The organism is Brevundimonas sp., from assembly GCF_035626975.1.
Taxonomy (GTDB): Bacteria; Pseudomonadota; Alphaproteobacteria; order Caulobacterales; family Caulobacteraceae; genus Brevundimonas.
The window spans coordinates 1-25,614 of sequence record NZ_DASPMQ010000022.1; the positions used below are offsets into that span (position 1 = coordinate 1).

23 protein-coding genes are annotated in these 25,614 nt (G+C 69.5%); 9 read left to right on the forward strand and 14 right to left on the reverse strand.

The genetic code is table 11. The features are described 5' to 3' along the window. Window positions 1-101 precede the first annotated feature (101 nt). A complete protein-coding gene (gene putA / locus VEB62_RS06345) occupies window positions 102-3,230 on the reverse strand; it encodes a bifunctional proline dehydrogenase/L-glutamate gamma-semialdehyde dehydrogenase PutA (protein WP_324796926.1) in 3,129 nt (1,042 codons plus the stop codon). A 109-nt stretch (window positions 3,231-3,339) separates the two neighbouring features. Here putA and VEB62_RS06350 point away from each other — a divergent pair, with 109 nt between their 5' ends. The 3 genes from VEB62_RS06350 to VEB62_RS06360 all read left to right on the forward strand — a co-directional run bounded on the left by VEB62_RS06350 (window position 3,340) and on the right by VEB62_RS06360 (window position 5,511). Continuing rightward, window positions 3,340-3,801, forward strand: coding sequence for an Lrp/AsnC ligand binding domain-containing protein (locus VEB62_RS06350; protein ID WP_414641989.1), 462 nt, complete (start codon window positions 3,340-3,342; stop codon window positions 3,799-3,801). Between the two features lie 71 nt (window positions 3,802-3,872). Further along, window positions 3,873-4,334: a surface-adhesin E family protein gene (locus VEB62_RS06355; protein WP_324796929.1), complete on the forward strand. Its 462-nt coding sequence runs from the start codon at window positions 3,873-3,875 to the stop codon at window positions 4,332-4,334. Window positions 4,335-4,425: 91 nt separating this feature from the next. Further along, window positions 4,426-5,511: a glycosyltransferase family 4 protein gene (locus VEB62_RS06360; protein ID WP_324796932.1), complete on the forward strand. Its 1,086-nt coding sequence runs from the start codon at window positions 4,426-4,428 to the stop codon at window positions 5,509-5,511. A gap of 189 nt (window positions 5,512-5,700) precedes the next feature. Here VEB62_RS06360 and VEB62_RS06365 read toward each other — a convergent pair whose 3' ends face one another. The 7 genes from VEB62_RS06365 to VEB62_RS06395 all read right to left on the reverse strand — a co-directional run bounded on the left by VEB62_RS06365 (window position 5,701) and on the right by VEB62_RS06395 (window position 14,340). Further along, window positions 5,701-6,918, reverse strand: a complete 1,218-nt coding sequence (locus VEB62_RS06365) for an OprO/OprP family phosphate-selective porin (RefSeq protein ID WP_324796935.1) — start codon at window positions 6,916-6,918, stop codon at window positions 5,701-5,703. 261 nt (window positions 6,919-7,179) lie between these two features. After that, complete coding sequence (locus VEB62_RS06370) at window positions 7,180-8,241, reverse strand: substrate-binding domain-containing protein (RefSeq protein ID WP_324796938.1); 1,062 nt, start codon at window positions 8,239-8,241, stop codon at window positions 7,180-7,182. Window positions 8,242-8,353: 112 nt separating this feature from the next. Beyond that, on the reverse strand, window positions 8,354-9,751 hold the full coding sequence (lpdA, locus tag VEB62_RS06375) for a dihydrolipoyl dehydrogenase (protein ID WP_324796941.1): 1,398 nt from the start codon (window positions 9,749-9,751) through the stop codon (window positions 8,354-8,356). Next, window positions 9,748-10,230, reverse strand: coding sequence for a hypothetical protein (locus tag VEB62_RS06380; protein WP_324796944.1), 483 nt, complete (start codon window positions 10,228-10,230; stop codon window positions 9,748-9,750). Before VEB62_RS06380 ends, lpdA begins: the two co-directional genes overlap by 4 nt. Window positions 10,231-10,233: 3 nt before the next feature. After that, window positions 10,234-11,976, reverse strand: a complete 1,743-nt coding sequence (locus tag VEB62_RS06385) for a dihydrolipoyl dehydrogenase family protein (RefSeq protein WP_324796947.1) — start codon at window positions 11,974-11,976, stop codon at window positions 10,234-10,236. A 1-nt stretch (window position 11,977) separates the two neighbouring features. Beyond that, a complete protein-coding gene (locus VEB62_RS06390; RefSeq protein WP_324796950.1) occupies window positions 11,978-13,102 on the reverse strand; it encodes a transketolase C-terminal domain-containing protein in 1,125 nt (374 codons plus the stop codon). A 2-nt stretch (window positions 13,103-13,104) separates the two neighbouring features. Further along, window positions 13,105-14,340, reverse strand: a complete 1,236-nt coding sequence (locus VEB62_RS06395; RefSeq protein WP_324796953.1) for a 3-methyl-2-oxobutanoate dehydrogenase (2-methylpropanoyl-transferring) subunit alpha — start codon at window positions 14,338-14,340, stop codon at window positions 13,105-13,107. 145 nt (window positions 14,341-14,485) lie between these two features. On the opposite strand from VEB62_RS06395, the gene VEB62_RS06400 reads away from it, so the two are divergent. After that, entirely contained in the window at window positions 14,486-14,974 is a 489-nt protein-coding gene (locus tag VEB62_RS06400; RefSeq protein ID WP_324796956.1) for an Lrp/AsnC family transcriptional regulator, read from the forward strand. Window positions 14,975-15,009: 35 nt separating this feature from the next. After that, complete coding sequence (locus VEB62_RS06405; protein WP_324796959.1) at window positions 15,010-15,948, forward strand: pirin family protein; 939 nt, start codon at window positions 15,010-15,012, stop codon at window positions 15,946-15,948. Window positions 15,949-15,954: 6 nt separating this feature from the next. Here VEB62_RS06405 and VEB62_RS06410 read toward each other — a convergent pair whose 3' ends face one another. Then, window positions 15,955-16,317 (reverse strand): hypothetical protein, encoded by a 363-nt coding sequence (locus tag VEB62_RS06410; RefSeq protein WP_324796962.1) that lies wholly within the window; start codon window positions 16,315-16,317, stop codon window positions 15,955-15,957. A gap of 120 nt (window positions 16,318-16,437) precedes the next feature. Between VEB62_RS06410 and VEB62_RS06415 the strand changes: the two genes are divergently transcribed. Beyond that, complete coding sequence (locus VEB62_RS06415) at window positions 16,438-17,439, forward strand: LLM class flavin-dependent oxidoreductase (RefSeq protein ID WP_324796966.1); 1,002 nt, start codon at window positions 16,438-16,440, stop codon at window positions 17,437-17,439. Window positions 17,440-17,516: 77 nt separating this feature from the next. Further along, a complete protein-coding gene (locus tag VEB62_RS06420; protein ID WP_324796969.1) occupies window positions 17,517-18,998 on the forward strand; it encodes a S41 family peptidase in 1,482 nt (493 codons plus the stop codon). Here VEB62_RS06420 and VEB62_RS06425 read toward each other — a convergent pair. The 5 genes from VEB62_RS06425 to rpmH all read right to left on the reverse strand — a co-directional run bounded on the left by VEB62_RS06425 (window position 18,995) and on the right by rpmH (window position 23,179). After that, window positions 18,995-19,960, reverse strand: a complete 966-nt coding sequence (locus tag VEB62_RS06425) for an alpha/beta fold hydrolase (RefSeq protein ID WP_324796972.1) — start codon at window positions 19,958-19,960, stop codon at window positions 18,995-18,997. The two genes, VEB62_RS06420 and VEB62_RS06425, sit on opposite strands and share 4 nt — an antisense overlap. Before the next feature lie 40 nt (window positions 19,961-20,000). Beyond that, window positions 20,001-20,642 carry a ribosome biogenesis GTP-binding protein YihA/YsxC gene (gene yihA, locus VEB62_RS06430; protein ID WP_324796975.1) on the reverse strand — a complete coding sequence of 214 codons (642 nt, stop codon included), beginning with the start codon at window positions 20,640-20,642 and terminating at the stop codon, window positions 20,001-20,003. Between the two features lie 154 nt (window positions 20,643-20,796). Further along, window positions 20,797-22,608 (reverse strand): membrane protein insertase YidC, encoded by a 1,812-nt coding sequence (gene yidC / locus VEB62_RS06435; protein WP_324796978.1) that lies wholly within the window; start codon window positions 22,606-22,608, stop codon window positions 20,797-20,799. 5 nt (window positions 22,609-22,613) lie between these two features. After that, window positions 22,614-23,018, reverse strand: coding sequence for a ribonuclease P protein component (gene rnpA, locus VEB62_RS06440; RefSeq protein ID WP_324796981.1), 405 nt, complete (start codon window positions 23,016-23,018; stop codon window positions 22,614-22,616). Between the two features lie 26 nt (window positions 23,019-23,044). Further along, window positions 23,045-23,179, reverse strand: a complete 135-nt coding sequence (gene rpmH / locus VEB62_RS06445) for a 50S ribosomal protein L34 (protein ID WP_123288089.1) — start codon at window positions 23,177-23,179, stop codon at window positions 23,045-23,047. A 119-nt stretch (window positions 23,180-23,298) separates the two neighbouring features. On the opposite strand from rpmH, the gene VEB62_RS06450 reads away from it, so the two are divergent. Next, window positions 23,299-24,021, forward strand: a complete 723-nt coding sequence (locus VEB62_RS06450; RefSeq protein ID WP_324796989.1) for a TVP38/TMEM64 family protein — start codon at window positions 23,299-23,301, stop codon at window positions 24,019-24,021. A 40-nt stretch (window positions 24,022-24,061) separates the two neighbouring features. Continuing rightward, complete coding sequence (locus VEB62_RS06455; RefSeq protein ID WP_324796992.1) at window positions 24,062-25,522, forward strand: sensor histidine kinase; 1,461 nt, start codon at window positions 24,062-24,064, stop codon at window positions 25,520-25,522. Window positions 25,523-25,614: the final 92 nt, after the last annotated feature.

A 25,614-nucleotide genomic window follows, 5' to 3' on the forward strand; every position in this document is an offset into this window, starting at 1 on the left:
AATCCCTAATTTTGCGACTTCCCCGAGGGAGCGCGAACGGTTATGGGCCGGCGATTCACGCATCTGTGAAGCGCCAGCCTGTGGATGGCCTGGGGACGAAATCAGGCGTCGAGATTCAGCAGCGCCGGGTCGCCGCCCTGGGCTGCGATGTTGACGCTGACGGCGCGCTCCACCGCGCAGCGGAGCAGGGCGTGCGGACCGCCCGCCTTGGGGCCGGTGCCGGACAGGCCCTCGCCGCCGAAGGGCTGAACCCCGACCACCGCGCCGATGATCGAGCGGTTGATGTAGACGTTGCCGGCGGGGACAAGGCGGGCGACCTCGTCGGCGAAGGCCTCGATCCGGCTGTGCACACCGAGGGTCAGGCCGTAGCCGCGCTGCGCCAGCTTCGACGCGGTCTCCTTCAGCTTCGACGGCTCGTAGCGGCAGACGTGCAGGATGGGGCCGAACACCTCGCGCTCGAGATAGTCGGGGGTCGGAATCTCGGCGATGGTCGGGGCGAACAGATGGCCCTTGTCGGCGCCGGCGGGCAGTTCGGCGCGGGCGACGATCTTCGCGTCGCCCTCCAGCCGCCTGAGGTGGGCCTCGAGCATGCCCTTTGCGTCGGCGTCTATGACCGGGCCGATGTCGGTCGAGGGATCGGACGGGTCGCCCACGACCTGGGCGGCGAGCGCGCCCTTGAGGCCCTCGATCAGGGCGTCGGCGGCGTCGTGCGGGACGTAGAGCAGGCGCAGGGCCGAGCAGCGCTGGCCCGACGAACCGAAGGCCGACAGGATGACGTCGTCGATGACCTGTTCCTTCAGCGCCGTGGTGTCGACGAACATGCCGTTGAGGCCGCCGGTCTCGGCGATGAAGGGGATGATGGAGCCGGGACGGGCCGCCAGCGAGCGGTTGATCAGGGTCGCGGTGTCGGTGCCGCCGGTGAAGGCGACGCCGTCGATTCCCGGGTGCGAGACCAGCCTGGCGCCGACGGTCTCGCCGCGGCCCGGGACGAGGGCCAGCAGGTCGGGGTCGAGCCCGGCCTTGTAGTAGAGGCGCACGGCCTCGGCGGCGATCAGCGGCGTCTGTTCGGCCGGCTTGGCCAAGACGGCGTTGCCGGCGGCCAGCGCCGCGGCGATCTGGCCGGTGAAGATGGCCAGGGGGAAGTTCCAGGGGCTGATGCAGGCGAAGACGCCGCGGCCGTGCAGGACCAGCTGGTTGATCTCGCCGACGGGGCCCTGCAGCGTCTGCGGCCCGCCGAAGTCGCGCTCGGACAGCATGGCGTAGTAGCGGCAGAAGTCGGCGGCCTCGCGCACCTCGGCGACGCCGTCGTTGAGGGTCTTGCCGGCCTCGCGGCTGAGCAAGGCGACCAGCCGGTCCATGTCGGCCTCGAGTGCGTCGGCCATGGCGCGCAGAACGGGAGCGCGGCCGGCGCCGCCCTTGCGGTCCCAGGCGACCTGGGCCCTGGCGGCGGCTTCGGCGGCGGCGTCGATGTCGGCCTCGGTCGCTTCCGAGACGTGACCCAACACCTGGGTCGCATCGAACGGGTTGGTCACCGGCTGCGGATTGGTCCCGGCCTTGAGCTTGCCGCCGAGGATCGGGCCGGAGGTCAGCTTCTCGCTGTCGACCTTCGCCAGGGCGAGGGCGTGGCGCTCGCGGTCCGTGGCCTGGGAATAGTCGCGGCCCAGCGAGTTCTGGCGGTCCATGTACATGTCCTTGGGGGTCGGGATTTTCGCGTGGCGGTCGGGGTGAGCCTCGACGGCGGAGATGGGGTCGGCGGCGACGGCCGAGGCGGGCACCCGCTCGTCGAGCAGGGCGTGCACGAACGACGAGTTGGCCCCGTTCTCGAGCAGGCGACGGACCAGATAGGGCAGCAGGTCCTCATGGCCGCCGACGGGGGCGTAGGCGCGCACCGTCACCGGGCCGAAGGCTTCGCCGGCGGCGTCGTAGAGCGCCTCGCCCATGCCGTGCAGGCGCTGGAACTCGATCTTCACGTCGCGCTCCGACGCCATCTTGTAGACGGCGGCGAGAGAGTGGGCGTTGTGGGTGGCGAACTGGCTGTAGATGTGAGGCGCCGCCTCGATCATCAGCCGGGCGCAGACGAGATAGTTGAGGTCCGTGGCGGCCTTGGTGGTGAAGACCGGATAGTCGGTGCGGCCGAACTGCTGGGCGCGCTTGATCTCGGTATCCCAGTAGGCGCCCTTGACCAGCCGGACCATCAGGCGGCGACCGCTTGTCTTCGCCAGATCGGCGACGCGACGGATCACCTCGGGGCAGCGCTTTTGATAGGCCTGCACCGCGAGACCGAGGCCGGTCCAGCCGCCGAGGTCGGGCTCGTGGGCCAGCCGGTCGAGCAGCTTGAGCGACAGGGCGAGGCGGTCGGCCTCCTCGGCGTCCATGGTGAAGTTGATGTCGTATTTCGCCGCGATCAGGGCGAGGCGCTTCACGCGGGGGTACAGCTCGGACCAGACCCGAGCCTCGTGCGTGGCCTCGTAGCGGGGCGACAGGGCCGACAGCTTGACCGAGACGCCGTGGCCGGCTTCGGGGCCCTGACCCTTCGCGGTCTTGCCGACGGCCTCGATGGCGTCGGCGTAGATCTTTTCGTAGCGCCCGGCGTCGGCGGCAGTGCGGGCGCCCTCGCCCAGCATGTCGAAGGAGCAGAGCCAGCCTTCCCTGTTCGAGCGCTTCAGCGCCGCCTCGATGGTGCGGCCGACCACGAACTGTTCGCCCATGATGCGCACGGCGGCGGCGACGGCCTCGCGGATGACCGGCTCGCCGAGCCGGCCGACGATGCGCTTGAGGAAGCCGGGCAGGTCGGTCTTCGCCTCCTCGTCGACATCGACCAGCTTGCCGGTCAGCATGAGGCCCCAGGTCGAGGCGTTGACGAACAGGCTGTCGGACTGCCCGAGGTGGCTGGCCCAGTCGGCAGAGCCGATCTTCTCGGCGATCAGCCGGTCGCGGGTGTCCTCGTCGGGGGTGCGCAGCAGGGCCTCGGCGAGGCACATCAGGGCGAGGCCCTCGCGGGTGCCGAGCGAGAATTCCTGCAGGAAGCTCTCGACCACGCCCTGTTTCTTGACGCTGGCGCGGGCGCGCTCGACGAGATCGACGGCGCTGTCCAGGACGGCGGCGCGTTCGCCGGCGTCGAGCGGAATGCGGGCCAGCAGGCCGCGGACCGTGGCGGTTTCGTCGGCGAACTTGCCTTCGTCCAGCGTGTCCCAATGGGCGACGCTTGAGGGGGAGAAGGCAGTCGTCATGGGCGCACCGTCCTGATTGTGCCGCGCATATATGGCGGACCTCGCCGAATGTGTATCGTATGATCTGCCGCAGCGCCGATGATCGTTCGTTGAGTGGATGGGTTTGCCGATGGATGTTCTGGATACTGTCGACCGGCGCCTGCTGCGCGCGCTCCAGGAGGACGGCCGCCTGTCGAACGCGGAGCTGGCGCGCCGCTGCAACCTGTCCGCCGCCGCCTGTTTCGAGCGGGTGCGCCGGCTGCGGGAGCGCCGGGTCATCACCGGCTATGCCGCCCTGATCGATCCGGCCAAGGTTGGACGGGGGCTGCTGATCTTTGTGGAGATTCACCTGGATCGCACGACGGGCGATGTCTTCGAGGCCTTCGCCGAGGCGGTGCGCCGTCAGCCCGAGGTTCTGGAGTGCCACATGGTCGCCGGCGGCTTCGACTATCTGATCAAGGCGCGGGTCGCCGACATGGACGCCTATCGAACCTTCCTCGGCGACGTGCTGGTGCGAATGCCGGGCGTGCGCGAGACGCGAACCTATGCCGTTCTCGAAGAGGTGAAGGCGACCACCGCCCTGCCGCTCTGACGATTCCCTACCGTCTCTGGCGCGCGCCGGACCGGCGGGGATAGGGTGGCCTCCTTGAGGGAGAGGGTCCCATGATGCTGGTCAGCCTGGCCGTCGCCGCCTTTCAGTCCGCAGGGCTGGGCCAGGCCCCCTCGCCGGAGGCCTGGACGGTGCTCGCCCGGCACGACCAGGGCCTGGTCGCGGTCGATCGTTCGAACGTGGCGCGCGAGGCGGAGGGGACGGTCCAGTACTGGGCCATGGCGGCGCTGACGGGCGGCGACACGATGTACGGAACCGGCTACGCCTATGAGATCTACCGCTGGACGGTGGACTGCGAGAGGATGACCTTCAGTGTGGATGAGGGCATCGACTACGGCCCGGAGGGGCAGATCCGCGAGTTTGAGCCGGCATCGGAGCCGCAGCCCCCCCAGGAGATGCCGCCGGGAAGTCTGATCTACAGGGTGGCGGACGCCGTCTGCAGGGACCGCTGGGGCGATGAAGCGCCGCAACCTTCGGCCCTCGACGTCTACCGGCTGTCGCCCGCCGTCGACTGAGGCGCGGGCGGCGGTCGCATCCCCGTCTCGCCAACGTCGCCGCAAACCGCTAGATCGGTTCCCCGATCAACGGCGGAGCCACCCGGCCCACATGCGCATCGTTCTGGCCACCGACGCCTGGGAGCCCCAGGTCAACGGCGTCGTCCGCACCCTGACCCGGACCATCGCGGAATGCCGCGCCATGGGCCACGAGGTCGAGGTCATCGAGCCGAGCCAGTTCAAGACCATCGCCGCGCCGACCTATCCCGAAATCCGGCTGGCGCTGGGGGCGGAGGAGGAGATTCGCGAGCGGCTGAGGGCCTATGAGCCGGAGGCCGTGCACATCGCCACCGAGGGTCCGATCGGCATCGCGACGCGGCGCATCTGCGTGGAGTGGAAGCTGCCGTTCACGACCAGCTACCACACGAAATTCCCCGAATATATTTCGGCCCGGTTCCCGGTGCCGGTGCAGGTCGGCTACGCCTATATGAAATGGTTCCATCGGCCCTCCGGGCGGCTGATGGTGGCGACGCCGACGCTGCGGGACGAACTGCTGGAGCGGGGCTTCCGCAACGTCTCGCCGTGGTCGCGGGGCGTGGACACCGAGCAGTTCAATCCGGACCTGAAGCCGATCTACGACGAACTGGGCGGCGCGAACTGGCCGCGGCCGTTCTTCCTCAACGTCGGCCGGGTGGCGGTCGAGAAGAACATCGAGGCCTTCCTCGAAACCGACCTGCCGGGGACGAAGATCGTGGTCGGCGACGGGCCGGCGCGGGCCGAGCTGGAAGCCAAATATCCGGAGGCGAAATTCCTCGGCGCGCGCTTCGGCGAGGAGCTGGCGCGGTGCTTCCGCGACGCCGACGTCTTCGTCTTCCCCAGCTGGACCGACACTTTCGGCCTGGTGATTCTCGAGGCCATGGCCACGGGCACGCCGGTGGCCGCCTATCCGGCGCACGGCCCGATCGACATCATCCCGGGCTCGAACGCCGGCGTGATCGACAAGGACCTGGGGACGGCCTGCCTCGAGGCGCTGAAATGCGACCGGGCGGCCGTGCGGGCCTATGCCGAGAGGTTCAGCTGGCGCGCGTCGGCGGAGCAGTTCGTCGAGAATCTGCAGCCCTATCCCGAGCCGGAGCGCGGGCGGTTCTGGCGCCGCCTGCGGCGCATCGCCCGGCTGAGGAAGAAGGCGGTGGCCTAAAACCTTACCTCCCCATGAGCGAAGGCGATTGGGGAGGACGGTCGGCGCGAAGCGGCGACCCGGAGGGGGCGGCGCAGGCCTCGGCCAGCCTACCGCCAATCCTCTGCCACCGAGCCGCCCCCACCTGATCGCTGCGCGATCTGTCCTCCCCATCGGCCTTCGCCGATGGGGAGGTGAACCGCTCCGCCCCTAGAAGTCGAACTGGGCGCGGACCTGGAGGGTCTGGACGTCGACGTCGGAGGCCGCGACCTGGGCCTCGTTCTTCGAGTCTGTGTAGTTGGCCATGAAGCGGACGTAGGGGAACGGGTACCAGGTGGCCCCCAGGGTGACGGCCGAATATTCGCCGGCCGCGGCCACGCCGGCGAACTCCGTCAGGTCGGCGGCGTCGTAGCGGACCGCCAGCTCGACCGCGCCGATGCCGCCTTTGGTCAGCGGATTGCGGATGCTGACCCGGCCGAACTCACCGGCGGCGGCGTCGTATTTGCGCTGTTCGCCGGTCGGGAAGAAGGAGGCGAAGACGTAGTAGCCGGTCGCCCCGGCCGAGCCGCCGCCGGTCAGGTCGGCGTCGATGGTCGCCCATTCGCCCTGCACCGAGACGCTGCGCCAGACGGCGGCGGCCTCGACCCCGACGGCGGTGTCGCTCTCGCCGGCGCCGAGCGGCGAGGAACCGGCGTCGGTGTAGCGGTCGCCGAAATTGGTGTTGTTGCGCACGCGGTACCGGAAGGCGGCGTCGTCGTTCCGGTCGCGGTCGCGGGCCCAGACGCCGAGGTGCAGCTTCATGTCGTCGGTGACGATCGGGGCGAGGTGGGCGCGCAGGAAGGCGCCGCGCTGTTCGTCGCCGCCGGTCGAGGGATCGTTGACGGAATCGCCGTGCACCCCGCCCGCGATCGACCAGTTGTCGCCGCCGGTGCGCGCCGCCAGCGTCATGACCCGGCCGACGTCGATCAGGTCATTGAACGCGCCGCGTTCCATGAAGGTCGTGTAGCGCGACGATGTCAGGTTCTCGAGCGACAGGCTCTTGAAATTGCCGACGGTGATCGCCGTGTGCTCGGCCAGGGAATATTCGAGCAGCAGGTCTTCCCAGTTGGCCTCGCCGTTGGCGATGCTGGCCTCGGCGACATACGACCACTGGTCGGTCCAGGTCCCCTGCACGCCGATGCGGGCGGTGCGGATGCGGCTTTCCGAGGCGCCGAAGTCGAGGCCCGTGGCGCGGTCGACGTCCTGGTCGACATAGTCGAGGAACACGCGGCCGCGCGGCTTGAAGGTGAACTCGCCCCATTTGAACTCGGGCGCGCCCTTCCAGGTGATGGTGGTGGCGGGCTCCGCCTCCTGCGCCAGGGCCGCGCCGGTCGTGAGCGAGAGAACGATGGCGAGCGCGGCGCTCGCCAGCAGGGAGGGGTGTCGCACCGGGATGTCCTTCGGTTGCCCGCCGACCGGATGTGGTCAGATCAGGCCCCCGAATTATCGTCGGGCCGCGACGTTTTTGCTTAAGTCCGGCGACGGAACGGTGAGATTGCGGTGACGCAATTCCGAACGCCGGGAGGCAACACCATGACGTTTCCCCCGAAGATTTGTGACGGCGGGCGGGGGGGCGGGCGCGCGAACAGCAAAACGCCGCGGACCTCGCGGCCCGCGGCGTTCAAGCTGATCGCGATGGATCTGTCGTGGCTATTGCGGGCTGGCCATCGGGGTCATGGCGGCGATCACGGCGCGCTGGGCGGCCAGCTGGTCGGCGGGCAGCGGCACCAGGCCGCGGTCCTGCAGATAGCCGCCGCGGCCGGCCGCGGCGTCCGACATGAACTCCGTCACGAACTCCTTCAGGCCGGGGGTCACGCCGATGTGCTGCTTCTTGACGTAGATGTAGAGGCTGCGGGCCAGCGGATAGGAGCCGTCGGCGATGGTCGCCGCCGAGGGGGCGACGCCGTCGATGGTCTCGGCCTTCACCGTGTCCATGTTCTGCTCGAGGAAGGAGAAGCCGAACACGCCCAGCGAGCCGGGGGTGCGGGTCAGGGTCTGGACGATGGCGTTGTCGTTCTCGCCCGAGTCGATCCAGGCGTTGTCCTCGCGCAGGGTGTGGGCCAGCGCCTCGAAGCGGTCCTTGTCCTCGATCGAGGCCAGGGTCGGGATCAGCTTGGCGCCGGGGGCCATGCCCAGCTCGAGGAAGGCGTCGCGGGTGCCCGAGGTCGGCGGCGGGCCGTAGACCTGGATGCGCTGGGCGGGCAGGCCGGGATTGACCTGGTTCCAGGTCGTCGCGGGATTGGCGACGAAGGCGCCGCCGGCGCCCGGGACGTCCTTGGCGAGGCCGAGGTAGAGGTCCTGCAGGCGGAAGTTCATGGCCTCGCCGTTACGGGCGGTGGCGATGACGATGCCGTCGAAGCCGATCTTGATCTCGACGATCTCGGTCACGCCGTTCTTCTGGCACAGCTCGAACTCGGACTTCTTCATCGGACGCGAGGCGTTGGCGATGTCCGCCGTGCCCGGGCCGACGCCCTCGCAGAAGCGCTGGATGCCGCCGCCGGTGCCCAGGGATTCGACGCGCGGGGCCGCCCCGCCCGAGGTGCGGGCGAAATTCTCGGCCACGCGGCTGGCGAAGGGGAAGACGGTCGAGGAGCCGACCGCGAGGATGCCGCCCGCGCGCGCGCCCTGCGGGGCCGCGCTCTGATTGTCGCCACAGGCGGCCAGCGCGACGAGGGCGATCGCCGAGGCGGCGGCGAACAGGGTGCGGTTCATGGATTTTGGCTCCGACAACGGGGTTGAGGTCGAGGCTGCTTGGACCACAGGTTTGTGACGGACGGCCGGACGGTCCGATGACGGTTCGGCGACGGAGGGGTTGATCGCCGTCCTAGATATGGATCGCGTGCCCGAGCGCGCGCAGCGACGCCTCGTGGAAGGCCTCGCCCAGCGTCGGGTGGACGTGGATGACGCCGGCGACGTCCTCAAGCACCGCGCCCATCTCCAGCATCTGGGCGAAGCTGTTGGACAGTTCGGCGACGTGCTGGCCGACGGCCTGGACGCCGAGCAGGCGGTGGTCGGTCTTCGACGCCAGCACGCGGACGAAGCCGCCGTCCTCGCCGGCCTCGATGGCCAGGGCGCGGCCGATGGCGGCCAGCGGGAAGACGGCGGTGATGACGTCGTCACGGCCCTCGACGTCCAGGGGCGTAAGGCCGGCGGAGACGATCTCGGGCTCGGTGAAACAGACGGCGGCGATGGTCACGGGGTCAAAGCGGCGGTCATGGCCGGCGATGATTTCCGCGACCACCTCGCCCTGGGCCGAGCCCTTGTGGGCCAGCATAGGTTCGCCGGTCAGGTCGCCGACGGCCCAGACGTTCTTCATAGACGTCGCGCAGCGGTCGTCGATTTTCACGAACGGCCCGGCCATGGCCACGCCCATGTTTTCGAGGCCCCAGCCGTTCGTGCGCGGACGCCGGCCGACGGTGACGAGGACCTTGTCGGCCTTGAGCCGGAGGGCCTCGCTGTCCTTCGTCGTGACGTTGAGCTGGCCCTTTTCGAAGGCGCCGGCCTTCGCCCCGAGGTGCAGCTCGACGCCGTGCCTTTCCAGCCACTTCTGGACCGGATCGGTCAGGGCCTTGTCGTAGAGCGGCAGCAGGCGGTCGGCCATTTCGACGATGGTCACCTCGGCGCCGAGCTTGCGGAAGGCGATGCCGAGTTCGAGGCCGATATAGCCGCCGCCGACCACGACCAGCTTCTTCGGCACCTCGGCCAGCGACAGGGCCTCGGTCGAGGAGATGACGTCGCCGCCGAACCTGAGGAAGGGCAGTTCGACCGGCTCGGAGCCGGTGGCGAGGATGACGTGTTCGGCGCGGATAACGAGATCGCCCTCAGCGGTCTTCACGGTGCAGGTCTTGGCGTCCGTGAACCCGGCCCAGCCCTTGATGACCTTGACCTTCGACTTCTTCAGCAGGGCCGCGACGCCGTTGTTCAGCTTTTTGACGATGCCGTCCTTCCACGCCACCGTCTGCGCCAGGTCGATGGCCGGCTTGGAGGCGGTGATGCCGAGGGTGCCTCCGTCGGCGGCCTTGGCCACGGTCTCGAACTTCGAGGCGGCGTGGATGATGGCCTTGGAGGGGATGCAGCCGACGTTGAGGCAGGTGCCGCCCAGGCCGTCACCGCCATCGACCAGCACGGTGTCGAGGCCCAACTGGCCGCAACGGATGCCGGCCACATAGCCACCGGTGCCGGCGCCGATGATCAGGACTTTGGTGGTCAGGGTCTGGGTCATTGGCTCTGAGCTTCTGGGGCAACCGCCCACGATCCGTAGGTTCTAAGTTCGGCTGGAGCGTCCGGCCCCTCGTCCAGATAGTCGACCTCCAGGGCTGCCTCACCGCCTGGCGACATGATGACGAAGCCATCGAGGCTCAGGAGGAAGGGATCACACTGGACAGCTGCGAAGAAATCGGTCGCGTTCACGATCGCGCCCGGCCACTCCTCCACGCAGGGATGAAGGACCACCCGTAGCCCATCGCCGACGACGCCCTCCGCTGCTGCGACAGCACTGAAGATGTCGCCAAAGGCCGTCGGCGGACCTCTACTGAGTTCCTTCAAGGCGGCGACCAGATGCAGCTGCCGCTCGTCGCCAATAATGCTCCCCGGAGAGCCTCCACCCGCCAAGCGAGCAACGAAATCCGCTTTCGCATTCCGTCGCTGTTGTCGACGGACCGCTTCAGCCAGCCTGGCCTTATTGTCCGGGTGCCGGTTCACCCCTCACCCCATCCACAGCGTCGCGGGGTGCTCCAGCAGGCCCTTGATGCGCTGGACGAACACGGCCGCGTCGTGGCCGTCGACGATGCGGTGATCGAAGCTGGACGACAGGTTCATCATCTTGCGCACGACCATCTGGCCGTCCCGGACCACCACCCGCTCGGCGATCTTGTTGGGGCCGACGATGGCGACCTCGGGGTAGTTGATGATCGGGGTGTGGACCACCCCGCCCAGCGTGCCCAGCGAGGTGATGGTGATGGTCGAGCCGGACAGTTCCTCTCGGCTGGCCTTGCCCGATTTGGCGGCCGCGGAGACGCGGGCGATCTCGAGCGCCGTGTCGTACGGATCGCGCGCCTCGGCGTGGCGGACCACCGGCACCATCAGGCCGTTCGGGGTCTGGGCGGCGATCCCGAGATGGACCGGGGCGTGCTGGGTCAGGACGCCGGCCTCGTCGTCGTACCAGGCGTTGATCTGCGGCTGGTCACGCAAGGCCACGACGACGGCGCGGGCGATGAACGGCAGCACGTTGAGCTTGGGCCTGTCCGTGCCCTTGTTCGCCGCGTTGAGGTGGGCGCGGAGCTCCTCGAGTGCGGTGACGTCGATCTCTTCCACATAGGTGATGTGCGGGATGCGGCGCACGCTCTCGGCCATCTTCTCCGCGATCTTGCGGCGCAGGCCGATGATGCGGACCTCGGTGGTCCCTTCAACCTTCGCATAGGTCGAGCCGGTCGATGCTCCGGGGGCGGACGGTGTGTGGCCGCCGGACGCGACGTACGCGTCGAGGTCGGCGTGCTCGATGCGGCCGGCGGGGCCGGAACCGGGGACGAACCGCAGCTCGACGCCGAGATCGCGGGCGCGGTTGCGCACGGCAGGGGAGGCGAGCGGGCGCTGGGTGCGGTCGGAGAACTTCGCGTCTGAGCCCTTCCCCCTGGAGGGGGGAAGGGTCGGGATGGGGGTGGAGGCGGCGGCTTCAGGTGCGGTGCGTGCCGCTTTGGGCTGAGCGGCGGCGGACGCACCGCCACCCCCATCCCCGGCCCTTCCCCCCTCCAGGGGGAAGGGAGCGCTAACGTTGCCCTTGCCCTCCACCTGGAAGCTGACCAGCGGCCCGCCCACGGCGATCTGCCGGCCGGCTTCGCCGTGCAGGGCGACGACGGTTCCGGCGACGGGGGAGGTCAGTTCGACGGTGGCCTTGTCGGTCATGACGTCGGCGATGATCTGGTCTTCCGTGACCGTATCGCCGACCTTGACGTGCCAGCCGACCAGCTCGGCCTCGGCGGTGCCTTCGCCGACGTCGGGGAGCTTGAAGACGTAGTTGGCCGAACCCGCCGCGCCCTCCCCCTCGAGGGGGGAGGGTTGGGAGGGGGTGGAGGCAGGCTGTGTGTCTTTGGACGCGGAAGGCGCAGACGGAGCCTTCGCAGCTTCACCGGCGGCGAAGGCGGAAGCACCCCCATCCCCGGCCCTTCCCCCCTCGAGGGGGAAGGGAGAAGAGGTGGCGTTCCCCGCCCCCTCGACCTCGAACTCGACCAGCGGCGAGCCGACGGCCAGCTGCTGGCCCGGCTCCCCGTGGGCGGCCAGCACCTTGCCGGCGACCGGACTGGTCAGTTCGACCGTGGCCTTGTCGGTCATGATGTCGGCGATGATCTGGTCCTCGGCGACCGTGTCACCGACCTTGACGTGCCAGCCGACCAGTTCGGCCTCGGCCGTGCCTTCGCCCACGTCGGGCAGTTTGAAGACGTAACGACCCATCTCAGCGACCCCCGCTCATGACGGCCTTCAGCGCCGTGGCGACCCGTTCCGGACCCGGGAAATATTCCCACTCGAAGGCGTGCGGATAGGGGGTGTCCCAGCCGGTGACGCGGGCGATGGGGGCCTCGAGATGATAGAAGCAGCGCTCCTGCACCAGGGCGCTGAGTTCCGCTCCGAACCCGGAGGTTTTCGGCGCCTCGTGGACGATGACGCAGCGGCCGGTCTTCTTCACGCTGGCCTCGATGGTCTCGATGTCGAGCGGCACGAGGGTGCGCAGGTCGATGACCTCGGCGTCGACCCCGGCGTGCTCCGCTCCGGCGAGCGAGACCCAGACCATGGTGCCGTAGCAGAGGATGGTGACGTCGGCGCCCTCGCGCATGACGCGGGCCTTGCCGATCGGCTCGACGTGTTTGCCGGTCGGGACCTGGGCGAGGGCCTGGGCCTTCCACGGGCTGACCGGCTTCTGGTGCCAGCCGTCGAAGGGGCCGTTGTAGAGACGTTTCGGCTCGAAGAAGATGACCGGGTCGTCGTCCTCGATCGCCGCGGTCAACAGGCCCTTGGCGTCGTACGGGTTGGACGGGATGACGACCTTGAGCCCGGCGATGTGGGTGAACAGGCTCTCCGGCGACTGGCTGTGCGTCTGGCCGCCGAAGATGCCGCCGCCGTAGGGCGAACGCACCACGATGGGCGAGGTGAACTGGCCCGCCGAGCGATAGCGCAGCTTGGCGGCCTCGGAGACGATCTGGTCGTAGGCCGGGTAGATGTAGTCGGCGAACTGGATCTCGACGACCGGCCGCAGCCCATAGGCGCCCATGCCGATGGCGGCGGCGACGATGCCGCACTCGCTGATCGGGGCGTCGAAGCTGCGGGTCAGGCCGTGCTTCTGCTGCAGCTGGTCGGTGACGCGGAAGACGCCGCCGAAATAGCCCGCGTCCTCGCCGAAGCTGAGGACATCGGGGTCCTCGGCCATCTTGACGTGCAGGGCCGAGTTCAGCGCCTGGATCATGTTCATGGGCTGGACGCCTGAGGTCGGGGCCTCGGACTTCGGCGCGTGGTTCTGGTCGACCATGTCCGGCTCGACGCCGTCAGTGCGGTCGGATCGGGTGAAGGTGGTTTGCTCGCTCATGATCAGACCCCCACCTCGCGGCGCTGTTCGGTGATGCGCCAGTCCTCGGTGGCGTAGACCTCCTCGAACATGGTCTTCACCGAGGGGCGCGACTGGCCCAGCGTGCCGATGGCCTCGGACTCCTTGCCGGCGGCGCGGACCTGGTCGACGGCGTCGGCCTCGGCGGCCGTCTGTTGCTCGTCGGACCATTCGCCGAGCGCGACCAGGTGCTGTTTCAGGCGGGCGATCGGATCGCCGAGCGGCCATTTCTCGTGCTCGTCGCCGGGGCGGTAGCGGCTGGGATCGTCCGAGGTGGAGTGCGGGGCGCCGCGGTAGGTGAACAGCTCGATCACCGTCGCACCCTGGTTGGAGCGGGCGCGCTCCTCGGCCCACTGGGTCGCGGCCCAGACGGCGAGGAAGTCGTTGCCGTCGACGCGCAGGGCCGGCAGGCCGTAGCCGATGGCCTTGGAGGCGAAGGTGGTCTCCAGACCGCCGGCGATGCCCTGGAAGGAGCTGATGGCCCACTGGTTGTTGACGATGTTGAGGATCACCGGGGCCCGGTAGACGCTGGCGAAGGTCAGGGCGTTGTGGAAGTCGCCTTCCGCCGTGGCCCCGTCGCCGATCCAGGTGATGGCGATCTTGTCGTCGCCCTTGTAGGCGCTGGCCATGGCCCAGCCGACGGCCTGCGGCACCTGGGTGCCCAGATTGCCGCTGATGGTGAAGAAGCCGAAGTCCTTCGCCGAATACATGATCGGCAGCTGGCGGCCCTTGATGGGATCCGAGGCGTTCGAATAGATCTGGTTCATCATCGTCGCGAGCGGATAGCCGCGCGCGATCAGAAGGCCTTGCTGGCGATAGGTCGGAAAGCCCATGTCCTCGCGGCTGAGGATCATGCCCTGGGCCACGGCGATGGCCTCTTCCCCCGTGCATTTCATGTAGAAGCTGGTCTTGCCCTGGCGGTGGGCGCGATGCATCCGGTCGTCGAAGGCGCGGGTCAGGATCATGGCCTTGAGGCCGCGGCGCAGGGTCTCGGCGTCCAGCTTGGGATTCCACGGGCCGACCGCCTTGCCGTCGTCATCCAGCACGCGAACGAGGCGGAAGGCGTGATCGCGCATGTCGAACGGCGTGGTCGAGACCGCCGGGCGGTCGACGGCGCCGGGCGCGTCGAGCTTGAGATGGCTGAAGTCCGGCTTGTCGCCCGGGCGGCCCGAGGGCTCCGGCACGCGCAGCGACAAGGGCTGGGTGTTAGGCTTTGTCATTCCGTCCTGCCGTCCGGTTGATCCGACCGCGTTTCCTCCGGCGCCCTGTAGCATGGTCCGCCAGCCAAGGCTCGCTCGATTTTGACCTTGCATATGCCGGTTCACGGGTATTTTATTGCGCCATAACAAGAACCGGAGAAACGCCTTGGCTGACGATCTGGATCCCGTGGACGCCCGCATACTGGACATCCTGCAACAGGACGCCGGACTGTCCGTGGCCGAGGTGGCCGAACGGGTGGGTCTGTCGGCATCGCCGTGCTGGCGCCGCATCAAGAGACTGGAGGATACGGGCTTCATCCGCAAGCGGGTGACCCTGCTGGACGCCACCAAGCTGGGCCTCGACTTCGAGGTCTACGCCATCGTCAAGCTGAGCCTGCCGTCGACGGAGAATCTCGACCGGTTCGAGGCCGCCGTGGCCAACTGGCCCGAGGTGGTGCAGTGCGCCACCATCACCGGGCGGGAGGACTATGTGCTGCGGATCATCACCTCGGACATGCACGCCTTCGATCTGTTCCTGCGCGAGAAGCTGCTCAGCCTCGGCATCGTCTCGGACTGCGAGAGCCACATCGTCACGCGGGGCGTGAAGAATGTGACCACCCTGCCTCTTGGCATAATCACCCCGCACGTCGGATAGTCCGGTCCGGCGCGCGCCGCGCCGGGGAGACGCACATGATCGAGATGGTGATCGACGCCCGACGCAAGGACCTCGGCGGGTTCGAGGTCGGGCGGGTGCTGCCGTTCCACGCCCGGCGCATGGTCGGTCCGTTCATCTTCCTGGACCAGATGGGGCCGGCCGAGTTCGCGCCCGGGTCCGATGCGATCAATGTGCGTCCGCATCCGCACATCGGCCTGTCGACCCTGACCTATCTGTTCGAGGGCGAGATCGTGCACCGGGACAACACCGGCGTGACCCAGACCATCCGTCCGGGCGAGGTCAACTGGATGACGGCCGGCAAGGGGATCGTCCACTCGGAGCGCACCGACCCGCTGAAGCAAAGCCGGGGCGGACCGATGCACGGCATGCAGGCGTGGATCGCCCTGCCGGACGAGGCCGAGGACGCCGACCCGTCGTTCCACCATCATGGCGAGGCGGACCAGCCGGCCTATGAGAACGGCGGCCTGTTCGCGCGGCTGGTGGCGGGCGAGGCCTATGGGGCGAAGGCGGCCGTGCCGACGTCGTCGCCGCTGTTCTACGTCCACTGGGAGTTGGCCGAGGGAGTGCGCACGACGCCGCCGCCGGGCCGGGGCGCGGGCGGCTACAGCGAGCGGGCCCTGTATGTGGCCAGGGGCGAGATCGAAATCGGAGACCGGACCTTCCACGAGGGCCAGATGATCGTGCTGGAGCCCACGGCCGAGCCGACGATCCGGGCCGTGCGGCCGTCGTCGGTCATGGTGCTGGGCGGCGAACCGGTCGGGCCGCGGCTGATCTGGTGGAATTTCGTCTCGTCGTCGCAAGCGAAGATCGACGCGGCCAAGGCGGACTGGAAGGCCGGGCGCATGGCCCTGCCCGCCGGGGACGACGTGGAGTTCATCCCGTTGCCGGACGTGCCCTCGACGCCCGAGCCGGCGCCGGCTCCGGTGAAACCGGAACCGACCCATCCGGTCTAGCGGGGGCTAGCCCGCCGGATTGGCGTCGGCGCGGCAGATCTGCCGCGCCCGCAGCGCCATCTGCGGGTCGCCCGCCTCGCGAGCCTCGTTACGGGCGTCGGTGCAGCGGCCAAGCTCGATCAGGGTGCTGACCCGATTGGCGAGGTCGACGCGTTCGAGCGGCTGGGTCGGCAGATTGTTGCCGGACGCCGCGTCCAGGAAGGTTTCGTATTCCGCCCGGGTCCAGGCGTTTGAAACGATCATGGGGCGGTCGACCCGCTGGGTCAGCGGCGGCGGGGTGTTGGGGCGGGGCGGGGGCTGCTGCGCGGCCGCGGGAAGGGCCGCCGCGAACAGCGACGCGGCGATGAGGCAGGATGAAAGGCGACGCATGGGCGATTCCTCCAGATGCACGCGCACTCTCGCCGCGAACCGCGGGAAATGCAATCCGGTGGTTGTGCGCCGCCAGAATCACCCGCTTGATTTCAGCCGCCGCGTCCCGATCTAGCGGGCATGACCGCTTTCTCCGTGCTCGACCTGTCGCCGATCGTGGAGGGCGGGGACGCCCGCCGCGCCCTGCTGGAAACCACCGAACTGGCAAGGGCGGCCGAGCATCTGGGCTTCAAACGCTTCTGGCTGGCCGAACACCACAACATGCCGGGCATCGCCAGCGCCGCCACCGCCGTGGCCCTGGCCCATGTGGCCGCGGCGACGGAGACGATCCGGGTCGGCTCGGGCGGGGTCATGCTGCCCAACCACGCGCCGCTGGTGATCGCCGAACAGTTCGGCACGCTCGAGGCCCTGCATCCGGGCCGCATCGATCTCGGCCTAGGCCGGGCGCCCGGCACGGATGGCGAGACGGCGCGGGCGCTGCGACGCTATTTCGAGGCCGCGGACCAGTTCCCACGCGACGTGATGGAGCTGCAGGCCTTCCTCGCGCCGGCGGTCGAGGGCCAGCGGGTGGCGGCGTATCCGGGACAGGGCTCGAACGTGCCGATCTGGCTGCTGGGTTCCAGCCTGTTCAGCGCCGAACTGGCCGCGCAGCTGGGCCTGCCCTTCGCATTCGCCAGCCATTTTGCGCCGGAGCTCCTGCTGCAGGCGCTGGAGACCTACCGGGCCGGCTTCCGGCCGTCGGCGCAACTCGACCGGCCCTACGCCATGGCGGCCTTCAACGTGTTCGCGGCGGACACGGACGCGGAGGCGGCCCGGCTGTCGACGTCGATGCAGCAGGCGTTCGCCGCCGTGGTCTCGGGCAAGCCGGGCCGGCTGAAGCCGCCGGTCGATGACATCGACGCGGTGCTGGACGCCCGTCAGCAGGCGGCGGTGCGCAGCCGCCTGACCTACGCCGCTGTCGGCGGAGCCGCGACGGTGCGGGCCGGGCTGGAGGAATTCATCGCCCTGACCGGGGTGGACGAGGTCATGGTCACGGGCATGATCCACGATCTGGAAGCCCGCATCCGCAGCCTCGAGATCACCGCCGGGGCCGTGGCCGGGCTGAGGGCCCAGGCCGCCTGAGTCCGCGGCCATTACGATTTCTTAAATGGTGAAGCTCGCCGCGCCGGGGCATAGGGCGCGGACATCAGGAGCCCGCCATGCGTCTCGTCGCCTTGATCCTGGGGTGCTCGCTCGCCGCCGCCCCCGCCGCCTTCGCCCGGGTTGAGCCGGACGTCCCGCCGACACCGGCCTTCGATCCGGCCGGGTGGGTCGCCGATCTGGAGCAGGTGCGCGAGGAGATGTCCTCGCACTACGCCAATCTGGACTGGGCCGTGACCGAGCGGGAAGCCGCGCTGGGGCCGATGTTCGCCGCGGGCCGGCAGCGCCTGGCGGCGGCGGGCAGCGAGGCCGAGGCGCGCGAGGTGTTCGAGCGGCTGGAGCGTTATCTCGGCGACGGCCATGTCGATTTCGTCTGGCCCCGGCCGGGGGCGCCCGGCGCCCAGCCATCGGCGGGAGCCGCGCCGTCGTCCGCCTCCCCCTGCGAGACGCTCGGATTCAAGGGCGGCGGTCGGGACGGCGGTGCGATCGCCCAACGCCTGCCCGGCTACCGCCCGCTCGAGGGGGACAGCGGCTTTCCCGCCGGCGTGGTCGAGGTCGAGGGCCGGACGATCGGCGCGATCCGCATCGCGCTGTTCTCGCCGCAGTCGCATCCAGCAGCGTGCGCGGCGGCGCTGGCGGAGCTGACCCCGGCCGGCGAGCCGTGCGACGACGCCTGCATGGAGCGGCTATGGACCCTGTCGGCCGACCGGGTGACGGCGGACTTTTCCGACCGGCTGCGCGCCCTGGAGGCGGCCGGCGCGACCACCCTGCTGGTCGACATCGCCGGCAACGGCGGCGGCACCGAATGGGTCGAGGCGGTGGCCCGGACGGTGACGCCCGTGCGCCTGCGCTCTGCGCGCGTCGGGTTCGTGCGCCATCCGCACTGGGTCGAGGCGCTGGCCGACGGCGAACGACGCCTGCGCGAGGCGGCAATCGGCCAGCCCGCGGAAGACCGGGCGCGGCTGGAGCGTTATGCCGCGGCCTATGCGGCGGCCCGGGCGCGGGCGGAGCAGCCGTGCGATCCGGCGCCGCTGTTCGAGGGCCGGACGCCCGACTGCGACTGGCTCGCCAGCGGCGACATCTACAGCACCGGACCGGAGGCGGCGTTCGATCCGGCCATCGTGGGCAAGCCGTGGGCCGCCGAGGTGTTCACGCCGCTGGCCTTCGCCTTCGAGCCGGGGGTCTGGAGCGGGCCGCTGGTCGTGCTGGTCGACGCCGGGACCGCCTCGGCCAGCGAGGAGTTCGCCGCCCTGCTGCAGGACAACGAGGCGGCGGTCATCCTCGGCTCGCCGACGCGGGGCGCCGGCTGCGGCCATACGCGCGGCGGGCTGGATGTGGTGCTGCGGCACAGCGGCGCGACGCTGCGCCTGCCGGACTGCGCGCGGTTCCGGGCCGACGGGAGCAATGAGGTCTCCGGCATCGACCCGGACGTGCTGATCGGCTTCCGCGAGAACGACGGACCGGCGCGGCGGGCGAAGCGGCTGGATGCGGCGCTGCCGGCGGCGCTCGACCAGGCGGCGAGGCAGGCGGCGGACCGCTAGTCCGCGAGGCGGGACAGGAAGTCGAGCAGCAGGCGATTCACCTCGTCGGCGCGTTCCTGCTGGATCCAGTGGCCGGCGCCGGGAATGACCTGCTGCATCCGCAGGTCGGGCGCCCAGTCTTTCAGCCCGGCCTCGTGCGCGCCGGCGTAGTGGCGGACCGGATCGCGCTCGCCGACGACGAAGGCGGCGGGAACGCGGATGCGGGCGTCCTGCAGGAAGGCGGTGGCGGCCCAGTTCGCGTCCAGATTCCGGTACCAGTCGACGGGGCCCTTGAAGCCGCCGGCGGAGAAGGCGGCGACATACTCCTGGAAATGCGCCTCGCTCATCCACGGCGGCAGGGTCGCGTCGTCGGGGATGGTGGACAGGAAGGTCTCGCCCTCGGGAAAGAAGCCGGTCGACTGGCGGCCGTCGGGGGTGGCGCCGTCATAGGCGAAGAAGGCCTTGCGCAGGGCGGCGGCGGGATCGGCGTCGAAAACCTCGTGGGCGTCGGGCGCCTGGAACTGGCTGATGTAGAGCTGGCCCAGCCCGGCCTTCTTCGAGATCGCGGCCATCGCCGCGGTCGGCGGCCCCTTGGCGCGGCGCGGCTGGAACGGCACCGACAGGGCGAAGACGGCGCGGAACAGATCCGGCCGGGTCAGGGCGCAATGCCAGGCCACCGGCGCGCCCCAGTCGTGGCCGACCACGACGCAGGACGTCTCGCCCAGGGCCCGGACCAGATCGACCATGTCGCCGACGAGATCGAGGACGCCGTAGGCCGAGGCCTCGCCGGGCTTGTCGGTCCCGCCGTAGCCGCGCATGTCCGGGGCCACGGCGTGGAAACCGGCGGCGGCGAGCGCCTCGATCTGGGCGCGCCAGCTGACCGCCAGCTCCGGGAAGCCGTGGATCAGCAGCACCAGCGGCCCGGAGCCGGCCTCCAGAATCTGCTGGGTCAGGCCGTCGGTCTGGAGGGTTCGGGTCTGCATGCCGCCACCCGATCACCCGGCGCCGGGCCACGCAAGCGGTTTAGATCGTCACGCCCGTGGTGCGCATGATCTCGGCGCGCAGCTCCGGCATGCCGTCGCCCTTCTCGGCCGAGGTGACGATCACGGAAGGATAGGCGGCGCCGCGCTTGGACACGCCCTTCAGCGTCGCCGCCTGCACCTTTTCGGCCTCGCCCTTCTTGAGCTTGTCGGCCTTGGTCAGGATGATCTGGTAGCTGACGGCGGCGAGATCGAGCGCGTCGAGCGCTTCGTCGTCGACCTTCTTGAGGCCGTGGCGGGCGTCGATCAGCAGATAGACCCGCTTCAGCGTCACCCGGCCGCGCAGGTAGTCGCGGCCGAGGTCCTGGAATTTCCGCACCGTCGCCTTCGACGCCTTGGCCCAGCCGTAACCGGGCAGGTCGACCAGCCGCATCTTGCCGTCGAGGTCGAAGAAATTGACCTCGCGCGTGCGGCCCGGCTCGTTCGAGGCGCGGGCCAGCTTGTGCATCCCGACGAGGCCGTTGATCAGGCTCGACTTGCCGACGTTGGAACGGCCCGCGAAGGCGATCTCGGGCAGGTCCGGATCGGGCAACTGCTCGATCTTGGCGGCCCCCATGACGAAGGTCGCCGGGCGCGCGAACAGGATGCGCGCCTGCTCCAGTTCTTCCGCAGTGAACTCGTCCATCACCTTATCTTCCGCTCATCCCGGCGAAAGCCGGGACCCAGTTCCGTCCAGCCTGACGCCAGCGTGTCAGGACTAATGCCTGAGACCCGGTCACGACCCCTGCCCATCCAAAGCGCTGGGTCCCGGCTTTCGCCGGGATGAGCGGTTTGGAGGGTCAGCCCTTCGCCTTTTTCAGCTGCGCGAAGAAGGTGTCGATCGGGTTCTCGGCCTTCAGGCGGTGCATGATGATGTACTGCTGGAAGATGGTCAGGATGTTCGACCACGCCCAGTAGATCAGCAGGCCGGCCGGGAAGGTGGCCATGATGAAGGTGAACACGATCGGCATGAACTGGAAGATGCGGCGCTGCATCGGATCGGGCGCCGGCGGGCTCATGGCCATCTGCAGCCACATGGTCAGGCCGTAGAAGATGGCCAGGATGCTGAGCGCGAAGGTGCCGGCCAGATAGGTCCCGATCAGCGGCGTCGAGGCCGGATCCCAGGGGATCAGGCCGAACAGGTTCCAGATCGTGGTCGGATCGGGGGCCGAGAGATCCTGGATCCAGCCAAAGAAGGGCTGGTGCCGCATCTCGATGGTCACGAACAGCATCTTGTAGACGGCGTAGAAGACCGGGATCTGGAGCAGCAGCGGCAGGCAGCCGGCCAGAGGATTGATCTTCTCCTTCTGGTACAGGGCCATCAGCTCCTGCTGCTGCTTCTGCGGCTCGTCGGGATGCTTCTTCTTGATCTCCTCCATCTTGGGCTGGAGGTTCCGCATCTTCGACATGCTCTCGTAGCTCTTGTTGGCGAGCGGGAACATGAGAAGGCGGACGAATAGGGTCAGGCCCAGGATGGCCAGGCCGAAATTGCCGAGGACGCTGTAGAAGAGCTCGACCAGCCAGAAGATCGGGCGGGTCAGGAAGAACAGGAAGCCCCAGTCGATGGCGTAGACGAAGCGCGGCAGGTCGAGGGACTTCTCGTAGCCGGAGAGAATCTCGTTGCGCTTGGCGCCCGCGAACAGGCGGCGGGTTTCGGTGATCTGGGTGTTGGGCTGGATGGTGCGGGACTCGCCCAGCATGCCGACGAGATGCATCTTGTCGGCGGCTTCGCCGGAGCCGCTGACGCGGAACTCGGCGTCGATCTTCTCGTCCTGGGCCGGGATCAGGGCGGCCATCCAGTATTTGTCGGTAATGCCCAGCCAGCCGCCGGTGGACTCGTGCTCGTCCGGAGCCTTTTTCTTGGCCCAGGCGCCGTATTTCAGCTGGGTAGTCGAATAGGACTCGCCGTCGCCAAAGGTGCCGATGGCTCCCTCGTGCAGCACCTGGTTCTTGCCGAGGCCGGCCGGCACGCCCTGGCGCAGGACGGTGGCGGCGGGCGTCAGGGTGACTGCCTGGGCGCTGAAGTTGGCGACGGTGTCCGTCACGGTGAACATGTACTGCTCGTCGACACTGACCCGGCGCGTGAAGCGCAGGCCGGCGCCGTTGTCCCAAGTCAGGGTGATCGGCGTGGCCGGCGTCAGGGTCTGACCCTGGGTCAGCCGCCACGGCGTGTTCGGGCCGGGCACCCCGCCGGGGATGTTCGGCCCGGTCCAGCCGAACTGGGCGTAGAAGGCGTGCTTCATGCCCTCCGGACGGAACAGTTCGACAGCCGGGGAGTCCTTGTCGATGGTCTCGCGGTAGCGGGTCAGGAACAGGTCGTCGATGCGACCGCCGGTCAGCGACATCGAGCCGGTCAGCGTGCCGGTGCGGATGCGCACGCGCTCGGTTCCGTTCGCGCCGAGCGCCACCCGCCGGTCCTCGGTGAAGACGGCCGCGCTGGGCGACGGCGAGGTCGCGCTCGCCGGGCCGGTCGTGGATTCGGCCGCCGTCAGTTGCGCGGCGCGGCGCTTCTGCGCCTGCGGCTCCATGACGAAATAGCTGTAGGCCAGAAGCATGAGGCCCGCGATCACGACGAAGATGATCGTGTTGCGGCTGTTGTCGTGGGGGGGCATGGAGATCAGGAATCCTGGCCGGCGGGCGATGTCGGGGCGTGGGGCGCGATCTGGGGCGCCGGCCGCGGGGTCGCGAGCCTTGTAAGCGCCGATTTCACGTCGTCAAGCAAACGGTCCCACGGACGGTCCGCCGTGCCCATCCGGGCGATGAAGACATAGTCGCTGCCGGGGCGCGCCAGCTGCGGCGCGAGGGCCCGGGCGGCTTCCCTGAGGCGGCGTTTGGCGCGGTTGCGGATCACGGCGTTGCCGACCTTGCGCGTGGCGGTGAAGCCCAGCCGCACCACCGGATCGCCGTCGCCCCGGTCGAGGCGCTGCACGACCACGGCGCCGCGGGCCTCTGAAACGCCCTTCGCGGCCGCCAGGAACTGGGGCCGCGAAGTCAGGCGTTCGATTTTCACGAGGTCGCTCATGCGCCCGGTCCCGGGCGCCGGACGACTTAGGCCGTCAGGCGCTTGCGGCCCTTGGCGCGGCGGCGCTGAACGATCTTCTGTCCGTTCTTGGTGGCCATCCGCGAACGGAAGCCGTGACGGCGCTTGCGCACGAGTCGCGACGGCTGATAGGTCCGCTTCACGGTCGGCTCCTGGGACTGAAAACAAGGTGGGCGGCGGAAAGAGGTCCGTCGCGGGAAGGGCGGGCGTATAAGCGGGGAAGCCCGTGGTGTCAACGCCGCGAGCGGCCAGCGGAGAGACGATGCACCGGGTCAAACGCTTCCTGCCCCTCATCGCGCTGGCCTGCGTGATCACCCTGATCTTCGCCATGGGCTGGAACCGCTACCTGTCCCTGGACACCCTGCGCGACCACGGCGAGACCTTCCGCGCCTTCACCACCGACCACTATCTGGCGAGCCTGCTGATCCTGATGCTGCTGTTCGCGGTGCTGACCGCCAGCGTGGTGCCGGGCGTCTTCTTCGTCACCATCACCGCCGGCTATCTGTTCGGACCGTGGGTCGGCGGCGTCTCGACCTCGATCGCGGCCACGGCGGGCGCGCTCGTCGTCTACGCCGTCACGCGTTCGGCGCTGGGCGAATCGCTGCGCCGCAAGGCCGAGCGGGACGCGGGCCTGATGCAGAAGGTCTGCGCCGCCATGGACAAGGACACCTTCTGGTACGTGCTGGCGTCGCGGCTGGCCGTCGTGGTGCCGTTCCACATGATCAACATCGCCGCCGGGATGATGGCCGTGCGGCTCGCGCCCTATACGGTCGCCACGGTGATCGGCCTGCTGCCGGCCCACATCATCTACTGCTGGATCGGGGCCCGGCTGAACACCTTGCTGGTCGTCGACCCGGACCCGGATCTCCAGGCCCTGTTCAACCAGTTCTGGGCCCCGATGGCCGGCGTCTTCGTGCTGGCTGTCGTGCTGCCCTTCGCCATGAAGGCGGTGCAGGCGGCGCTGCAACGGCGGGGTCGGGCGTGAGGAACGCAGCCATTGGCTCAAGCTTTGCGTTAGATCCCGCATGAGCGAGGCGCGGCCCCTGTTGAGCGATGTCCGGCGGCGGCTGCGCGTGCCGGCCGACTGGCGCGAGCGGCTGCGCTTCCACGCCCCCGACGCCCTCGCGTGGCGGCTGCTGGCGCTCACCTTCATCTTCACCGTGGTGGTCGAGGTTCTGATCATCGCCCCCAGCGCCGCCAGCTTCCATGAACGCTGGCTGCTGGACCGGCTGCAATCGGCCGAACTGGCCTCGGTGGGGGTCGAGGCCCTGCCCTATTCCGCCGTCGAGGACGACGTCGCCGAACAGCTGCTGGCCATCGGCGGGGTGCAGGCGGTGGTCGTCGGCGACCAGGGGGTCCGGCGGCTGCTGCTTCAGGCCCCCAACCTGCCGCGCACGCCCGACCTGATCGACCTGCGCGAGCCACGACCCCTGGCCCGGATCCTCGATCCCTGGCGGACCCTGTTCGGCCATCCGGACCGGTCGGTGCGGGTGCAGGCGCGGCCGCGCTATCGTTCGGGCGACTTCATGGAGATTCTCGCGCCAGCCGAGCCGCTGAAGGTCGAACTTCAGGCCTATCTGCTCAACAGCCTGCTGATGTCGCTGCTGATCTCGCTCGTCGCCGGCGGCCTGCTGTATGGCGGCCTCGCCTTCCTGGTCCTGCAGCCGTTGCGACGGGTCACCCGGTCGATCGAGCGGTTCGCCCTCGATCCCGAGGCCGAGGGCGATCCGCCCAGCGACCGCCACGACGAGATCGGCCGGGTCGAACGCGAACTGGCGCGGATGCAGGACGAGGTCCGCCACTCGCTGCGTTCACGGGCCCGGCTGGTGGCGCTGGGCGAGGCGGTGGCCAAGATCAACCACGACCTGCGCAACATGCTGACCTCGGCCCAGATCGCCTCCGAGCGGCTGGCGGCGTCGCCTGATCCGGTGGTGGCCAAGGCCTTGCCGCGACTGGAGCGGGCGCTGGGACGGGCGGCGGCGCTGTCGCGCAACGTGCTGGAATACGGCCGCAGCGAGGAGCCCGAGCCGCAGCGCACCCGCTTCGCCCTGGCCCCCGCCGTGGCGGCGGCGGCCGAGGACGCGGGTCTCTCGGACGAGGGGGTGCGGCTGGTGAAGGCGATCCCGGCGCGCCTCCCCGTCCACGTCGATCCGGACCAGCTGCACCGCATCCTGGTCAACCTGATGCGCAACGCGCGGCAGGCCATCGAGGGCGACGCCACCCGCGTCGGCCGCAAGGGCGTGGTCCGGGTCAGCGCCGCCGCCGAGGGCGGGATGACGGTCATCCGCGTCGCGGATAACGGGCCCGGTATTCCGCCGCGCCTGTCGGAGCGGCTGTTCGACCCCTTCGTCAGCGGCCACGCCTCGGACGGCACGGGACTGGGCCTGACCATCTCGCGCGAGCTCGCGGTCAGCCATGGCGGGGATCTGGCGCTTGTCGACACCGGGCCGGACGGAACGACGTTCGAGCTCCGTCTGCCGGACTGAGGGCCGGGCGGCCCCAAATCGCCTGACCGGCTTTAGCCGGCCAGATCGCCGGCGGAGTCCGCGCCGCCGGCCCCGCCCCCGCCTGAGGATTG

Bases quoted from the DNA above. Each gene is read 5' to 3' on its own strand.
- putA (WP_324796926.1), bottom strand. From the start codon at position 3,230: ATGACGACTGCCTTCTCCCCCTCAAGCGTCGCCCATTGGGACACGCTG.
- VEB62_RS06350 (WP_414641989.1), top strand. From the start codon at position 3,340: ATGGATGTTCTGGATACTGTCGACCGGCGCCTGCTGCGCGCGCTCCAG.
- VEB62_RS06355 (WP_324796929.1), top strand. From the start codon at position 3,873: ATGATGCTGGTCAGCCTGGCCGTCGCCGCCTTTCAGTCCGCAGGGCTG.
- VEB62_RS06360 (WP_324796932.1), top strand. From the start codon at position 4,426: ATGCGCATCGTTCTGGCCACCGACGCCTGGGAGCCCCAGGTCAACGGC.
- VEB62_RS06370 (WP_324796938.1), bottom strand. From the start codon at position 8,241: ATGAACCGCACCCTGTTCGCCGCCGCCTCGGCGATCGCCCTCGTCGCG.
- lpdA (WP_324796941.1), bottom strand. From the start codon at position 9,751: ATGACCCAGACCCTGACCACCAAAGTCCTGATCATCGGCGCCGGCACC.
- VEB62_RS06385 (WP_324796947.1), bottom strand. From the start codon at position 11,976: ATGGGTCGTTACGTCTTCAAACTGCCCGACGTGGGCGAAGGCACGGCC.
- VEB62_RS06390 (WP_324796950.1), bottom strand. From the start codon at position 13,102: ATGAGCGAGCAAACCACCTTCACCCGATCCGACCGCACTGACGGCGTC.
- VEB62_RS06395 (WP_324796953.1), bottom strand. From the start codon at position 14,340: ATGACAAAGCCTAACACCCAGCCCTTGTCGCTGCGCGTGCCGGAGCCC.
- VEB62_RS06405 (WP_324796959.1), top strand. From the start codon at position 15,010: ATGATCGAGATGGTGATCGACGCCCGACGCAAGGACCTCGGCGGGTTC.
- VEB62_RS06410 (WP_324796962.1), bottom strand. From the start codon at position 16,317: ATGCGTCGCCTTTCATCCTGCCTCATCGCCGCGTCGCTGTTCGCGGCG.
- VEB62_RS06415 (WP_324796966.1), top strand. From the start codon at position 16,438: ATGACCGCTTTCTCCGTGCTCGACCTGTCGCCGATCGTGGAGGGCGGG.
- VEB62_RS06420 (WP_324796969.1), top strand. From the start codon at position 17,517: ATGCGTCTCGTCGCCTTGATCCTGGGGTGCTCGCTCGCCGCCGCCCCC.
- VEB62_RS06425 (WP_324796972.1), bottom strand. From the start codon at position 19,960: ATGCAGACCCGAACCCTCCAGACCGACGGCCTGACCCAGCAGATTCTG.
- yihA (WP_324796975.1), bottom strand. From the start codon at position 20,642: ATGGACGAGTTCACTGCGGAAGAACTGGAGCAGGCGCGCATCCTGTTC.
- yidC (WP_324796978.1), bottom strand. From the start codon at position 22,608: ATGCCCCCCCACGACAACAGCCGCAACACGATCATCTTCGTCGTGATC.
- rnpA (WP_324796981.1), bottom strand. From the start codon at position 23,018: ATGAGCGACCTCGTGAAAATCGAACGCCTGACTTCGCGGCCCCAGTTC.
- VEB62_RS06450 (WP_324796989.1), top strand. From the start codon at position 23,299: ATGCACCGGGTCAAACGCTTCCTGCCCCTCATCGCGCTGGCCTGCGTG.
- VEB62_RS06455 (WP_324796992.1), top strand. From the start codon at position 24,062: ATGAGCGAGGCGCGGCCCCTGTTGAGCGATGTCCGGCGGCGGCTGCGC.